Origin of the sequence: Planotetraspora sp. GP83, assembly GCF_041262585.1 — a bacterium.
GTDB lineage: Bacteria > Actinomycetota > Actinomycetes > Streptosporangiales > Streptosporangiaceae > JAOEGB01.
In genome coordinates, this window is record NZ_JBGCBZ010000018.1 from 167,002 (window position 1) to 181,276 (window position 14,275).

General features: G+C 71.4%; 11 protein-coding genes and 1 pseudogene. 1 reads left to right on the plus strand and 11 read right to left on the minus strand.

Features of this window, described 5'->3' with window-relative positions; all coding sequences use genetic code 11:
• Positions 1-48: 48 nt before the first annotated feature.
• The 5 genes from ABH927_RS24370 to ABH927_RS24390 form a co-directional block, all read right to left on the minus strand.
• A complete protein-coding gene (locus tag ABH927_RS24370) occupies positions 49-708 on the minus strand; it encodes a fasciclin domain-containing protein (RefSeq protein ID WP_370024909.1) in 660 nt (219 codons plus the stop codon).
• Positions 709-750: 42 nt separating this feature from the next.
• A complete protein-coding gene (locus ABH927_RS24375) occupies positions 751-2,406 on the minus strand; it encodes a molybdopterin-dependent oxidoreductase (RefSeq protein ID WP_370024911.1) in 1,656 nt (551 codons plus the stop codon).
• 176 nt (positions 2,407-2,582) lie between these two features.
• On the minus strand, positions 2,583-3,350 hold the full coding sequence (locus tag ABH927_RS24380; RefSeq protein ID WP_370024913.1) for an anti-sigma factor domain-containing protein: 768 nt from the start codon (positions 3,348-3,350) through the stop codon (positions 2,583-2,585).
• Complete coding sequence (sigK, locus tag ABH927_RS24385; protein ID WP_370024914.1) at positions 3,347-3,967, minus strand: ECF RNA polymerase sigma factor SigK; 621 nt, start codon at positions 3,965-3,967, stop codon at positions 3,347-3,349. Before sigK ends, ABH927_RS24380 begins: the two co-directional genes overlap by 4 nt.
• A gap of 118 nt (positions 3,968-4,085) precedes the next feature.
• Complete coding sequence (locus ABH927_RS24390) at positions 4,086-4,274, minus strand: transposase (RefSeq protein WP_370024915.1); 189 nt, start codon at positions 4,272-4,274, stop codon at positions 4,086-4,088.
• A 165-nt stretch (positions 4,275-4,439) separates the two neighbouring features.
• On the opposite strand from ABH927_RS24390, the gene ABH927_RS24395 reads away from it, so the two are divergent.
• On the plus strand, positions 4,440-6,602 hold the full coding sequence (locus ABH927_RS24395; protein WP_370024916.1) for a glycogen debranching N-terminal domain-containing protein: 2,163 nt from the start codon (positions 4,440-4,442) through the stop codon (positions 6,600-6,602).
• A 19-nt stretch (positions 6,603-6,621) separates the two neighbouring features.
• Here ABH927_RS24395 and clpB read toward each other — a convergent pair whose 3' ends face one another.
• The 6 genes and pseudogenes from clpB to ABH927_RS24425 form a co-directional block, all read right to left on the minus strand.
• Positions 6,622-9,240 (minus strand): ATP-dependent chaperone ClpB, encoded by a 2,619-nt coding sequence (gene clpB / locus ABH927_RS24400; RefSeq protein WP_370024918.1) that lies wholly within the window; start codon positions 9,238-9,240, stop codon positions 6,622-6,624.
• Entirely contained in the window at positions 9,222-9,551 is a 330-nt protein-coding gene (locus ABH927_RS24405; protein WP_370024919.1) for a chaperone modulator CbpM, read from the minus strand. The genes clpB and ABH927_RS24405 overlap by 19 nt, the downstream gene beginning before the upstream one ends.
• On the minus strand, positions 9,548-10,630 hold the full coding sequence (locus ABH927_RS24410) for a DnaJ C-terminal domain-containing protein (protein ID WP_370024921.1): 1,083 nt from the start codon (positions 10,628-10,630) through the stop codon (positions 9,548-9,550). The genes ABH927_RS24405 and ABH927_RS24410 overlap by 4 nt, the downstream gene beginning before the upstream one ends.
• On the minus strand, positions 10,630-11,226 hold the full coding sequence (locus ABH927_RS24415; protein WP_370024922.1) for a nucleotide exchange factor GrpE: 597 nt from the start codon (positions 11,224-11,226) through the stop codon (positions 10,630-10,632). Before ABH927_RS24415 ends, ABH927_RS24410 begins: the two co-directional genes overlap by 1 nt.
• Before the next feature lie 15 nt (positions 11,227-11,241).
• Positions 11,242-13,155, minus strand: a complete 1,914-nt coding sequence (gene dnaK, locus ABH927_RS24420) for a molecular chaperone DnaK (protein ID WP_370024924.1) — start codon at positions 13,153-13,155, stop codon at positions 11,242-11,244.
• 816 nt (positions 13,156-13,971) lie between these two features.
• Positions 13,972-14,275, minus strand: a pseudogene (locus ABH927_RS24425) (hypothetical protein); the annotation flags it as partial.

Genomic DNA, 14,275 nt, shown 5'->3' on the forward strand with positions numbered 1-14,275 from the left:
GGTGAGCCGGTCCTCTGGCTCACCCCTCCCTGGATCACTCACCGGTCGTCACTTCTTGGGCATCAGCACCGTGTCGATGATGTAGACGGTGGCGTTGCGGGTGGTGACGTCGCCGCAGACCACCTTGGCGTCGTTGTTGATCGTGAAGCTCTCGCCGGAGCCGGTGGCGGTGACGTCGCCGCCCTGCAGGGTCGGGAAAGAGCCGTTCCGCAGGTCGGCGGGTGTCTTACGCCCCTTGACCACGTGGTAGGTCAGGATGCTCGTGAGGGTCTTCTGGTCGGCGAGGACCTGGTCGAGCTGCTGCTTGGGGATCTTGGCGAACGCGTCGTTGGTGGGCGCGAACACCGTGATCCCGTCGGCCGCGTTGAGCGTGTCGACCAGCCCGGCCTTCTTCACCGCGGTGACCAGGGTGGACAGCACGGGGTTGTTTGACGCGGCGGTGGCCACTGGATCGGCCGCCATCCCCGCGAAGCTGCCCTTTCCGGAAGCTGGCACGGCGGAGCAGGCGGCGCCGAACGGCGCCGCGGCCATGGTGGACCGCGTGGCCGCGGCGGACGCGGCGCCGTTCGCCGCCGGAGCCGCGGCGCCGTTGCCCGCGCCGTTGCCCGCGCCGTTGTCTGCGCTGTCACCGGCGCCGCTGCCGCCGCACGCCGTGGTGAGTGAAAGCGCCACGGTGAGAGCGGAGAGGGCGAGAAGACGGGTCTTCATAGTGGTTTCCTTCGTGATGAGTGAATGGTGGACGGGAGGGGGTCAGAGGACGGTCACGAGGACCGAATGCCTGCCTGTCGCGCCGCTGGGGAACGGCGGCACGCGGTCGGCGGTCTGGGTGAGCCCGGCGGCGTCGGTGGCGCGGACCTCCAGGCGGTGGTCGCCGGGGGTGGCGTCCCAGGTCATGTGCCACTGGCGCCAGGTGTCGGGGCCCGGGGAGGGCGCCAGCCGGGCCTGCCGCCACGGCCCGCCGTCCACGCGCACCTCGACGGCGGCCACGCCCCGGTGCTGGGCCCAGGCGACTCCGGCGATGACCGCCGGCCCGGCCCGCAACCGGGCGAACGGCTTGGGCACCTCGATGCGGGAGGCGGTTTTGACGGGCGCCCGTTCGGCCCAGCCCCGCGCCGCCCAGTAGGCCCGCTCGTCGGCGAACCGGGTGAGCTTGATTTCCGTCACCCACTTGGTCGCCGAGACGTACCCGTACAGGCCGGGGACGATCAACCTTGCCGGGAAGCCGTGCGCCGGAGGCAGCGCCCGGCCGTTCATGCCGACGGCGAGCAGCGCGGCGCGGCCGTCCAGAACGGTCTCCACCGGCGTCCCGCAGGTCCAGCCGTCGGCGGAGCGCGACAGGATCTGATCGGCCCCCGCGCGCACCCCCGCCTCTCGGAGCAGCGCGGCGAGGTCGATGCCGAGCCAGCGCGCGTTCCCGGCGTACGGCCCGCCGACCTCGTTGGACACGCAGGTCAGGGTGATGTCCCGCTCGATCAGCGGGCGGCCGAGCACCTCCTCGAAGGTGAGCTCGACGGGCCGCTCCACCAGGCCGTGGACGCGTAGCCGCCAGTCGCGGGGCGGGACGCGTGGGATCACGAGCGCGGTGTCGACCCGGTAGAAGCCGTCATCGGGCGTCGTGAACGGGCTGAGGCCGGGGATGCGGAGGTCGCTGCCCGGGGCGAGAGGCGGGGCGGGCTCCGCGGGTCGCGGGAGCACGAGGCCGGCCCCGCGCGCGGCGCTGTCGCGGGCGGCCGTGATCGCGCGTCCGGTCCCTCCGGTGAGGGCGGCGAAGGCCAGCGTCGCCGTACCCGCGCGGAGTAACGCCCGCCGATCGGAGAGCCCGCCCTCAAGGGGGCCGGGCACGACGCCGTCAGGGGGGCCCGGCGTGGACGGCGAGGACGCCTCCTGCCCCGGCGCCGTCGTACCGGTCTCCGGGACAGGAGGCAGCTGAGAGGGGCGCACGGCCCGCCGGCTCAGGGAGCTGAGCAGAAGGCGGAGCGCCAGCGCGCCGACAACGGCCGCGACCAAGGAGGGCAGCGCGTCGGCGGGGACCGCCCCGGGCCGGGACAGCGCGGCGGCGGCCGCCGTCAGCCCGAGGGCCGCCGGAACGGCCGGCGCTAGACGGGGGCGGCGGCGCGCGGCGAGGCCCGCCACGGCCGCGACCGCCAGCACCGTGGCCGCCAGCCCGATCAGGAGCACGAGCTTGTCGTCGGCCCCGAAGGCGCGGATCGCGGCGTCTTTCAGCCGGCGAGGGGCCAGGTCGATGAACGCGGACCCCACCGCGACCAGGGGACCGGCCTGCGCTCGGAGGAGAGCGGCGGTCAGTTCCGCGGCCCCCAGCGCCGCCGCCACGGCCGCCACTCCGCACAGCGCACCGAGCGCCCGGCCCGCGCCGCGCCCTCGGACGGGGGGCTTTCCGATGTTCACGACACGCCTTCGGAGCGCCTTCCCGCTCGGATTGGCGCGGCGGCGGGAAAGCTGGAGGCCCAGCCAGACGCGCGCCGACCCCGGCCGGGAGGGCCGGGGCCGGCGGACGGGCAGGTGACGGTGGCGGGGTGACGGGTCTGACCCTGGCCGTCGCCGGCCGGTTCAGTGGGCGCAGGTCAGGCGGTGCGCAGGTCCAGGAGGAGAAGCGGCCGGGTGGTGGGCTGCGCCGAGCCCCCGGCGGGCTCGACCGTGAGGCCGACCTGATCGGCCCGGCCGGCCCCGGCGGCGACGACAGGCGGGATGTCCCCCGAGTCGTCCGGGCGCAGCAGCCCGGCCGATCGCATCCGCCCGGAGGTGATCTCCCAGAGCTGGTAGGTCTTGCCGTCCGGGAGGGCGGCCAGCCCGCTGGAGACGAACACCAGCCGGCCCTGCGACCGGGAGACCACCACGGTCCCTGTCGCGCCGCGGCCGTCCACGCCGGTGCCGGTCACCGTGCGGGCGTCCGGTGCCGCCAGGACCGCCGCGATCTGGCGATTGCCGGCCCTGGCCTGTTCGAGCTGGTCACGGGTCTTGATCACGACCGCTCCCAGAGCCGCCGCCGCGATCAGGCACGCCGCGGCGAGTCCGGCGGCGAGACGAGGCCACCAGCGGGTGAACGGCGACGGGCCCGGACCCGAGGAGCCGGGCAGCAGGAGCGGGGGCAGCTGCCGGACCTGGCCGATCTCCGCCATCACCCGCTCGCGCAGCGCGGCCGGAGGCTCCACGGCCGCGGCCTGGCCGAGCCGGGCGGCCGTCTCCACCAGGCCGCGCAGCTCCTGAGCGCATTCGGCGCACCGGGCCAGGTGATCCTCGAACCGCAGGCGGTCGGCGTCGTCGTCGATGGCGTCCAGGGCGTAAGCGCCCGCCAGCGTGTGCGGGTCGCGACTGCGCGTCTCGTTGCTCACCGTTCCACCCCCATGCAGTCGCGCATCCGGATCAGGCCGTCGCGCATCCGCGTCTTCACCGTCGCGAGCGGCACCTTCAGAAGCTCGGAGACCTCACGGTAGGAGTATCCGCCGTAATAGGCGAAAGTCACCGATTCGCGCTGCAACTCTGTCAGGCCGTCCAGGCACCGGCGTAGCCGTTCGCGTTCCAGACGGCCCTCCACCGACTCGGCCACCTCGTCGAACGGCCGCCGCACCTCCAGCCGCGCCGCCCGGTCCTCCCGGTCCACGGCCGACTGGGCGGTGCGGACCCGGTCCACCGCGCGGCGGTGGGCGATCGTCATCACCCACGACATCGCCGAGCCGCGAGCCCGCTCGTATCGGGCGGCGCTGCGCCAGATCTCCACGAGCACCTCCTGGGCGACCTCCTCGCTCTGGGCGGGATCGCGGAGAACACGGAGCACCAGTCCGTAGACCGGCCCGGCCACGAGGCCGTAGAGATGCTCGAAGGCGGCGCGGTCTCCGCGGGCCACCCGCTCCAGCAGCTCCTCGGGGCCCGATCCGCCCTCGGAGCCGCTCTGCCGCTCGGTTCCGGGGCCCTGCCCGTCCGCGAGACGCAACGCCCGTTTAGCCCTCATGCACCCTCCTGGCCGCCAGGTCGCCACCAACGTAGGCGCTTCGGAGCGGGACCGGCATCCGGATTGCCCGGAGGGTTACACAGATGTCGCACGCGTGCCGTACCGGCCGGAAAAGAGCTCAGGCGGTCGGCTGCTGGGGGAGATCCGCGACCTCGACGAGCTCCGCGAGGTCGACGTAGCGGGCGACCTCGGTCACCGAGCCGCAGAAGGCGATGTGGTAACCGAGGTGACGAACCCGGAGGACCTGGCAGCCGTCCAGGACGATCACGTCCACCTCGTAGCCGTTCACGCCGACCCACTTGTGCATGGCCCGAAGACTAAGAAACCGCAGGTCAAGGCCCGGCAAAAGGATGTGCTTGAGGATCCCGGCGGAGGGTGGCGGCCTCGCGCCCAGCCACCCGTCCGCGTAAAATCGCCCAGCAGGCAAGTAGTAGGGCCAAACAGCACGAAATCGGACGAGAGGGCCGTAATCGTGGATGGATGGACATTCGAAGGGCAGCCGAGAGCGCTCGGCGAGGCGACCATGACGCTTGTCGCGGGAGGCTCCTTCTGTGTCTCCGCGCGCAACGGGGACATCCTCCAGGGAGGGGCGCAGGGCGTTTTCTTCGCCGACACCCGGTTGCTGTCCCGGTGGGAGCTGCGCATCGACGACGCCCCGGTCGAGGAACTGCAGGTCCTGGTGGCCGAGCCGTACCACGCGACCTTCATCGGCCGCGCCACCCGGCGCCCCGGGCAGGCCGAGAGCACGCTGCTCGTGATCAGGGACCGCTTCACGGGAGGGGGCATGTGCGAGGACATCGTCCTGCGGAACCTCTCCGACGAGCCGGCCGGATGCGTGGCGTCGCTGAACATCGCCTCCGAGGTCTGCGACCTGTTCGAGGTGAAGACCAACCACATCTGCAGGGTCACCGACGTGGAGGCGACCTCTGAGGAGCGGGCGCTGCGCCTCTTCTCGGTCAGCCGGGGGAGGGGCGTTCGCGTCGTGGTCGGCGGCGAGGACACGCCCGTGCTGGCCGTGCCGCCCGGACTGCTCGTCTTCCGCGTGGTCGTGCCCGCCAGGGGTGACGTGCGGCTGTGCCTGCAGGCGAATCCCATCATCGACGGTGTGGAGTCGGAGCCCTGGTTCTCGGCCGCGTGCCTGCCGCAGCAGGCGGAGGCCGCGCGGTGGCTGTGCGAGTGGGAGGTGGACACCGGAGCCATCACCACCTCCAACACGACGCTGGCCACAATCCTGGACAGATCGCGGACCGACCTCGGGTCGCTGCGGCTGTTCGATCCGGACTACCCGGACGAGCCGCCGTCGATCGCGGCCGGGGCGCCTTGGTTCATGACGCTGTTCGGGCGTGACTCGCTGCTGACCTCGTGGCTCGCCCTGCCGCTCGACCAGAACCTCGCCGTCGGCACGCTCCGCCGCCTGGCCCGGCTCCAGGGGGTCAAGGCCGACCCTCTCACGGAGGAGGAGCCCGGGAAGATCATGCACGAGCTGCGGTATGGCGTGAGCACGGCCCCCTCGGATCCGGGCGCGCGGGCCTACTACGGGTCGGTCGACGCCACGCCGCTGTTCGTGGTGCTGCTCGGGGAGCTGCGCCGCTGGGGGATGCACCATGACGTGGTGGAGAAGCTCCTGCCGCACGCCGACGCGGCGCTGGACTGGATCGAGCGGTACGGCATGCGGGACGGCTTCCTGTGGTATCGCCGCAAGACCGACCAGGGCCTGGTCAACCAGGGCTGGAAGGACTCCTTCGACGGGATCAACTTCGCCGACGGCGCGATCGCCCGGCCGCCGATCGCCCTCGCCGAGGTGCAGGGCTACGTCTACGCGGCCTACCTCGCCCGGCACTACTTCGCGCGGGAGGAGGGAGACGCCGAGGCAGAGAGGCGCTACGCGGTCAAGGCGGCGGAGCTGCGCGAGGCGTTCAACGAGAGGTTCTGGCTGCCGGACCGGGGCTACTACGCCATGGGCCTGGACCGGGACGGACGGCCCATCGACGGCCTCGGCTCCAACATGGGCCACTGCCTGTGGTCCGGCATCGTCGACCGGGACAAGGCCGGACAGGTGGCCGAGCGTCTCATGTCACCCGCGATGTTCACCGGCTTCGGCGTGCGGACCCTGGCCGCGGACATGGGCGCCTACAACCCGATGAGCTACCACAACGGGTCGGTGTGGCCGCATGACAACGCGCTGACGGCCGCCGGGCTCATGCGGTACGGCTTCATCGAGGAGGCCCAGACCATCGTCCTCGGCCTGCTCGACGCGGCCCGGGCCTTCAACGGGCGGCTGCCGGAGCTGTTCTGCGGGTTCGACCGCGATGAGTTCCCCGTGCCCGTGCCGTACCCGACCTCGTGCTCTCCGCAGGCGTGGGCGTCGGCCACGCCGATCCAGCTCGTGCGGGTCCTCCTGCGCCTGGACCCGTGGGTGCCACGCGGCAAGCTCTGGATCGCACCGGTCCTGCCGGACGGGTTCGGCTCGCTGCGGATCTCCCGCCTGCCCCTCGCCGGGACGCGGATCACCGTGGAGGTGGACGACGGCTTCGGCGATCCCGTCGTCACCGGGCTGCCCGAGGGGATGTGCATGATCGCTGGGCCGCGGCCCGCGATGACCGCGTCCGTCTACGCCGGGCAGTGGATCGGCTAGAGGCTCTTCGACGCCATCGTCAGGCCTCCGGGTTCTCGAAGGACACCACGAGCTCGTCCCGAGACAGGTCCACGCGGATGACCGCGCCGTCGAGGACGTCCCCGGCGACCAGCGCCCGCGCGACGCGGGTCTCGACCTCGCGGGCGATGAACCGGCGCAGCGGCCTGGCCCCGTAGACGGGGTCGAAGCCCTGCTCGGCGATGAACCGCAGCGCGGGCTCGGTGACCTCCAGCGTCATCCGGCGGTCGGCCAGCCGCGCCCTGATGTCGTTGAACATCAGCGAGACGATCTGCTCGATCTCCGGCTGCGTCAGCGGCTTGAACAGCACGATCTCGTCGATGCGGTTGAGGAACTCCGGCCGGAACCGCCCGCGCAGGTCGGCCATGACCAGATCTCTCGCCTCCGGTTCGATCTCCCCCCGGGGCGTGACGCCGTCCATCAGGTAGGGCGACCCAATGTTCGACGTCATGATGATCACGGTGTTGCGGAAGTCGACCGTACGGCCCTGCGCGTCGGTGAGCCGCCCGTCGTCGAGCACCTGGAGCAGCGCGTTGAACACGTCCGCGTGCGCCTTCTCGATCTCGTCGAACAGCACGACGGAGTACGGCTTGCGCCGCACGGCCTCGGTGAGCTGGCCGCCCTCCTCGTAGCCGACGTAGCCGGGGGGCGCTCCCACCAGCCGGCTGACGGTGTGCCGCTCCTGATACTCGCTCATGTCGACGCGGACCATGTTGTCCTCGGTGTCGAACAGCGCCTCGGCGAGCGCCTTGGCCAGCTCGGTCTTCCCGACGCCGGTCGGGCCCAGAAAGATGAACGACCCGATGGGCCGGCGCGGGTCCTTGATCCCCGACCTCGCCCGGATGATCGCATCCGAGACCAGCCGGACGGCCTCGTCCTGGCCGATCACCCGCTCGTGGAGGATCTCGTCGAGCCGCAGCAGCTTCTCCCGCTCGCCCTCCTGGAGACGGCTGACCGGAATGCCCGTCCAGCGGGACACGATGTCCGCGATCTCCTCCTCCGTCACGACCTCGCGCAGGAGCCGGTGGCCGCCCTGCTTGGATTCGAGCTGCTCCTCGGCCGCCTTGAGCTTCCGCTCCAGCTCCGGGAGCCTGCCGTGGGTCAGCTCGGCGGCGCGGCTGAGGTCGTAGATCCGCTGGGCGTGCTCCGCCTCGCGGCGCACCGTCTCGATCTCCTGGCGCAGCGACTGCGCCCGGCGTACGGCATGCCGTTCGGCCTCCCACTGGGCGCGCATGGCGTCCGCCTGCGCGCGCAGATCGGCGAGCTCTCTGCGCAGGGCCTCCAGCCGCCCCCGGCTCGCCGGGTCGTCCTCCTTGGCGAGGGCCGCCTCCTCGATCTCCAGGCGCATCACGCGGCGGGTGAGCTCGTCCAGCTCGGCCGGCATGGAGTCGATCTCCGTACGGAGCATCGCGCACGCCTCGTCGACCAGGTCGATCGCCTTGTCGGGAAGGAACCGGTCGGAGATGTAACGGTGGCTCAGGATGACGGCGGCCACGATGGCGCTGTCGGTGATCTTCACGCCGTGGAACACCTCCAGGCGCTCGCGCAGCCCGCGCAGGATGGAGACGGAGTCCTCGACCGAGGGCTCGTCCACGACGACGGGCTGGAAGCGGCGCTCCAGGGCGGCGTCCTTCTCGATGTACTTGCGGTATTCGGCGACCGTGGTGGCGCCGACCAGGTGGAGCTCGCCGCGGGCCAGCATCGGCTTCAGCATGTTGCCCGCGTCCATCGCCCCCTCCGCCGCGCCCGCCCCGACGACGTTGTGCACCTCGTCGACGAACAGCAGGATCCGGCCCTCCGAGGCCTTCACCTCCGTCAGGACGGCCTTCAGCCGCTCCTCGAACTCGCCGCGGTATTTCGCCCCCGCGATGAGGGCGCCCATGTCGAGGCTGAAGACCGTCTTGTCCTTCAGCCCCTCGGGGACGTCGCCCCGGGCGATGCGCTGCGCCAGCCCCTCTACGATGGCGGTCTTGCCCACTCCGGGGTCGCCGATGAGGACCGGGTTGTTCTTGGTCTTGCGGGACAGGATCTGGATCACCCGGCGGATCTCGGCGTCCCGGCCGATCACGGGATCGAGCTTGTCCGACAGCGCGGCGGCCACGAGGTCCCGGCCGTACTTCTCCAGGGCCTCGTAGGCGACCTCGGGGGTGGCCGAGGTCACCCGCTGGTTGCCGCGCACCTGGGTGAGCACCTCCAGGAAGCGCTCCCGGGTCAGCCCGTGCCCCTGGAGCAGCCGGCCTGACGGGGTCTCGGCCCCCTCGTCGAGCAGCGCGAGCAGCAGATGCTCGACCGAGACGTATTCGTCCTTGAGCCGCCTGGCCTCCCGGTCGGCGGTGTCGAGCAGGCGCGACAGCCGCTGGGTGAGGTAGACCTGGCCGGGGGCGGCGCCGGGGCCGCTGACGCGCGGCCGCCGCTCCAGCTCGGCCTCCAGCTCCAGGCGGAGCTTCTCCGGGTCGGCTCCGGTGGCCGAGAGCAGGCGGGGGACCAGCCCTTCCGGCTGCGTGAGCAGCGCGAGCAGGAGGTGCTCGCCGTCGACCTCAGTATGCCCGTACCGGATCGCCTTGGTCTGGGCGTCGTGCAGGGCTTCCTGTGACTTCTGCGTCAGGCGGTTGGGGTCCACGTCTTGCCTCCGGTGGTTCTGGAGCGGGATCGCAGAGCGGCCTCCAGCTCAGCGATGCGGTCAAGGAGGTCCATCACCAGGCCCAGGGAGGCGTAGTTGAGGGCCAGCCCGGCGCGCAGGCGGCGCATCCTGGCCACGGCGGAGACCTGGGATAAGGGGATGCACAGGTCGCCGGCCGAGTCCCGCCAGGCCTCGATCAGGCCGAGCGCCACCAGCCGGCGCACCATCTCGGGATGCAGCCCGGTCACCGCCGAGAAGGACTCCAGGTTCGCGTGCGAGAGCCGTACGAGCGGGTGGGCGGAGTCGGTCATGGCCGGGTCCTCGGAGTCCTGGGGTTGCTCGTCCTGGGATTGCTCGGAGTTCTGGGGTTGCTCGGAGTTCTGGGGTTGAAGGTCGACAGGCTGGCGAGCCGCTCGTAGAGGCGTCGCTCCTCGTCGCTCAGCGTGGGCGGCACCATGATCCGGGCCTCGGCGAGCAGGTCTCCGGGCTTGCCGCGCGGGTTGGGCATGCCCTGGCCGCGCAGGCGCAGACGGCGGCCGCCCGAGGTGCCCGGCGGGACCTTGACCTTGGCCTCTCCGCCCGGGGTGTCGACCGCGACGGTCGCCCCCAGCGCGGCCTCGGAGGGGGTGAGGGGCAGCTGGACGTGGATGTCCCGTCCCTCCACCCGGTAGCGCGGGTGATCCGCGATCCGCACGATCAGGTACAGATCGCCCGGCTGACCCCCGTCGCCGCCCTGGCCGCCCTGCCCCGCCAGCCTGATGCGCTGCCCGTCGGTGACCCCCGCCGGGATCTTGACGTCGAGCGTCCGCGTGCCTCCGCCGCCGGGAAGGGTGATCGTGCGGCGGCCCCCGCGGTACGCCTCCTCGACCGTGAGCGGAAGCTCGGCCTCCTGGTCGGCTCCCGGCACCGGGCCCCACCCGCGACCGGCCCACCCGCCGAACCCCGCGGGTCCGCCGGGTCCGCCGCCGCCCCTCGCCCGGCCGCCGAACATGCCGCCGAGCAGGTCTTCGAGGTCGATGTCGATCCCCTCACCCGTGCTGAACCTGATCTCCTCGTCTCCCCGGCCGCGGGCCCTTCCGGCCCCCGCCCCGGCGTACCCGGCTCCGGCCCTCCCTGCTCCGGCTCGGCGGGCGCGTGCCCACGTCGCCGGGTCCACGCCCTCGGGCACCTGGCGGAAGTCCCGCCCGAACGCGTCGTACCGGCGCCGCGTCTCCGGGTCGGAGAGCACCTCGTAGGCCTCCGAGACCTCCTTGAAGCGGTCTTCCGCGCCCGGGTCCTTGTTGACGTCCGGGTGGTAGGACCGCGCGAGCTTGCGGTAGGCCCGCTGGATCTCCTCCTGACTGGCCGACCTCGAAACCCCGAGGGCCTCATAGAAGTCGCGGTCCGCCATCAGTCCTCCACTTTCGTGGCCACGATCACCGACGCCGGGCGAAGCTGCCGCCCTTCGTCGCCGTAGCCGGGCCGTACGACCTCGAGGACCGTGCCCGGCTCGGCGTCCGGGTCCTCGACGGTGCTCACGGCCTCGTGCCGGGACGGGTCGAACCGAGTCCCGACGTCCTCCCTGCGCGGGAACCCGAGGCGGCCCAGCACACCGACCGCCTGGTCACGGACGGCGCGGACCCCCTCGATCACGGCGCCCGCGTCGGCGTCCGCGTGCTTGAGCGCCAGCTCCAGGTTGTCGATCACCGGCAACCATTCGGCCGCGACACGGGCCCGCTCGTCGAGCCGCTGCCGTTCGAGGTCGCGGACCATCCGCTTGCGCAGGTTGTCGAGCTCGGCCACCGCTCGGAGCCACCGGTCCTGCAACTCGGCCAGCCTCTCCTCGACTGCCTGTGACGCCTCGACTGCCTGTGACGCCTCGACTGCCTGTGACGCCTCGACCGCCTCGGACGCGGAGTCCTGGGCGGCGCCGGATCCGGCGGACGGCTCTGACTCCGGACCGGGCTCGGCCGGCTCCGGGGGCGGGGTCTCGTTTCGCGCGTTCATGTCACTGCGCCCATGTCACTCGGGGCTGGTGAACTCGGCGTCGATGACGTCCTCGTCCGACACTGGTTGCCCGGCCTGAGACTGCCCGGCTTGTCCTGGCTGTCCCGCGCCCGGCTGTCCCGCCTGGGCCTGCGCGGCCGCCGCCGACGCGCCGAGGCCGTGGTAGACCTGCTGCAGCTCGGCGGTCAGGCTCCGCAACCGGTCGATCGGCGCCTCCTCCTTCACCGCCTGGCGCGCGTCCGCGATCAGCGCCTCCGACCGGGCCTTCTCATGAACCGGCACGGCGTCCCCCAGCTCGGTCAGGCGGCGCTCGACCTGGTAGGCGATCGAGTCGAGCTCGTTGCGGGCGTCGATCGCCTGCCGGAGCTGGGCGTCCTCCGTACGGTGCCGCTCCGCGTCGGCGATCATCCGCTCGATCTCGCTCCTGTCGAGGTTGGAGCTCTCGCTGATCGTGATGCGCTGCTCCGCCCCCGTGTCCTTGTCACGGGCCGACACGTTCAGGATGCCGTTGGCGTCGATGTCGGTGGTGACCTCGATCTGCGGGACTCCCCGGGGCGCCGGCCTGATGTTCTCCAGCCGGAACCGGCCGAGGACGCGGTTGTCGGCGGCCCGCTCACGCTCGCCCTGCAGGATGACGACGTCGACGGCCGACTGGTTGTCCTCAGCGGTGCTGAACACCTCGGTACGGCGGGCAGGAATCGTGGTGTTCCGTTCAATGATCTTGGTCATGACCCCGCCGAGCGTCTCGACGCCGAGCGACAGCGGTGTGACGTCGAGCAGCACGACGTCCTGGACCTCGCCCTTGATGATGGCCGCCTGGACCCCGGCGCCGAGCGCCACGACCTCGTCCGGGTTGACCGTCATGTTCGGTTCCTTGCCGGTCATGCGCCGCACGAGCTGCTGTACGGCCGGCATGCGGGTGGCGCCTCCGACGAGGATGACCTCGTCGAGGTCGTCCTGGGTGAGCTTGGCGTCGGCCATGGCCTGCTCGACCGGATGCCTGAGCCGTTCGATCAGGTCGTGGGTGATCTCCTCGAAGGTCGACCGCATGATCGTGGTGTTCAGGTGCTTGGGGCCGTGGGCGTCCGCCGTGATGAACGGCAGGCTGACCTGCGTCTGGGTGACCGAGGACAGCTCCACCTTGACCTTTTCGGCCGCCTCGAACAGCCGCTGCAGCGCCTGGGGATCGCGCCGCAGGTCGATGCCCTCCTGACGCTGGAACTCGTCGGCCAGATAGTCCACGATCCGGCGGTCGAAGTCGTCCCCGCCCAGATGGGTGTCCCCGGACGTCGAGCGGACCTCCACCACTCCTTCGCCGATGTCGAGGATGCTGACGTCGAAGGTCCCGCCGCCCAGGTCGAAGACGAGCACCGTCTCGTTCGCCTTCTTGTCCAGGCCGTACGCCAGGGCGGCGGCCGTGGGCTCGTTGATGATCCGCAGGACCTCCAGCCCGGCGATCTTGCCGGCGTCCTTGGTCGCCTGCCGTTGCGCGTCGTTGAAGTAGGCGGGCACGGTGATGACGGCCTCGGTGACCTTCTCCCCGAGGAACTTCGCGGCGTCCGACACCAGCTTCCTCAGCACGAACGCGGAGATCTCCTCCGGCGCGTACAGCTTCTCCTTGACCTTGAACCGGACAGCGCCGTCGGGCCCCGGCACCACGTCGAACGACACCGCCTTGATCTCATCCTGGACCTCGTCGTAGCGCCGGCCGATGAAACGCTTGGCGGAATAGATGGTCCCTTTGGGGTTCAGGATCGCCTGGCGTCTCGCCATCTGGCCCACCAAGACCTCGCCCTGGTCGGTGAACGCCACGACCGAGGGCGTCGTCCGCGATCCCTCGGCATTGGGAATGACCGTCGGGTGGCCGTCCTCTGTGGTCGCGATGACCGAGTTCGTCGTGCCGAGGTCGATGCCTACTGCCTTCGCCATCTCCTCATCCCTTCACGAGATCTCCCCGCGTCCCGGTCTCCTCACGTCCCCGTCACATCGCGTCCCGTCGCGAGGTCCTCTTCGCGAGCCTCAAGGGCTACGTCCGCTCCGACTGGCTCATCGTGCTGTGTGGCGGGCTGGCTCACCGGCGTCTGGCCGGCCCACCCAGGGAGTGCCGGCTGCATGCTGGAAGGCGTGAATGCGCCCGAGCCTCGGCATGCGCCAGCAGCCGGACGTAAGCGCCCATTTCCTGACATTCACCCCTGAATGGGTGGTGACACCTCGACATCCAGTACTTTGCGCGTCCTTAGAGCGCGCTTGGGCGTGCGTGGTACACGGCCTCGCCGTCCCGCGGAGAAGAGCTCGATTCCCCCCACTGAGGCCGCAGCCGATGGTCTGCTCAGGCCCGTTCGTCCCCGGCATCCAGCAGCCGGCGTCGGCGGGTGGTGCCGGATCCGGGTGCCGTTCCCGACCGGTTGGAGGGGCGGATTCCTCGCCCTGCCACCCGAATCTCCACCCGTGATGGCGATCAGAAGGGCGGAATGTCAGGCGCAGCGTCGGGGGATGGCCGTTCGACCGGTGCCGGTCGCCATCCGCCGTCGCCCCACCCCACCCGAGCTCAGCCCCCAGCTCAGCCCCCAGCTCAGCCCCCAGCTCAGCACGGTCTCAGGGACACAGCGGCGTCCCGCCCTCGCGGAAGCGGCTGCTTGCGGCGGTCTTCACGGCGTCACTGCTGTCAGGAGCGGCCGTACCCGCCGCTGCGGATGACGCGCAGCCGAGTCAAAGCCCGGCATCATCCACGGGGCCTCTTTGATCTCAGAAGGGTGGGATGTCCGCTTCCGGGTCTGGTGAACGGGTCCCGGGCGGCTGCTGTCCATCGGCCGCTTGCTGGTCGGCTGGCGTGGGCTGGCTGCCGGGCGGCTGCTGGGGCTGCGTTTCTTCGAGCCATGCTGGGCCGTATTCCCAGGTGGAGGGGAGTGGAAGGTCGTCTTCCGACGTGGTTTCCGGGATTTGCGGGATGGTGGGGGTGATCGGTTCGGGGAGGGGTTCGGTGATGGGTGGTGGTGTGACCGGGTAGTGGTGGCCGGTGCGGCTGATCCAGGTGAGGTGGCCGGGTTGG

What these genes read in the sequence shown, in the direction of transcription:
- ABH927_RS24405 (WP_370024919.1), bottom strand. Translation starts at nt 9,551, where the DNA reads ATGACCGACTCCGCCCACCCGCTCGTACGGCTCTCGCACGCGAACCTG.
- ABH927_RS24410 (WP_370024921.1), bottom strand. Translation starts at nt 10,630, where the DNA reads ATGGCGGACCGCGACTTCTATGAGGCCCTCGGGGTTTCGAGGTCGGCC.
- ABH927_RS24390 (WP_370024915.1), bottom strand. Translation starts at nt 4,274, where the DNA reads ATGCACAAGTGGGTCGGCGTGAACGGCTACGAGGTGGACGTGATCGTC.
- dnaK (WP_370024924.1), bottom strand. Translation starts at nt 13,155, where the DNA reads ATGGCGAAGGCAGTAGGCATCGACCTCGGCACGACGAACTCGGTCATC.
- ABH927_RS24415 (WP_370024922.1), bottom strand. Translation starts at nt 11,226, where the DNA reads ATGAACGCGCGAAACGAGACCCCGCCCCCGGAGCCGGCCGAGCCCGGT.
- sigK (WP_370024914.1), bottom strand. Translation starts at nt 3,967, where the DNA reads ATGAGGGCTAAACGGGCGTTGCGTCTCGCGGACGGGCAGGGCCCCGGA.
- ABH927_RS24370 (WP_370024909.1), bottom strand. Translation starts at nt 708, where the DNA reads ATGAAGACCCGTCTTCTCGCCCTCTCCGCTCTCACCGTGGCGCTTTCA.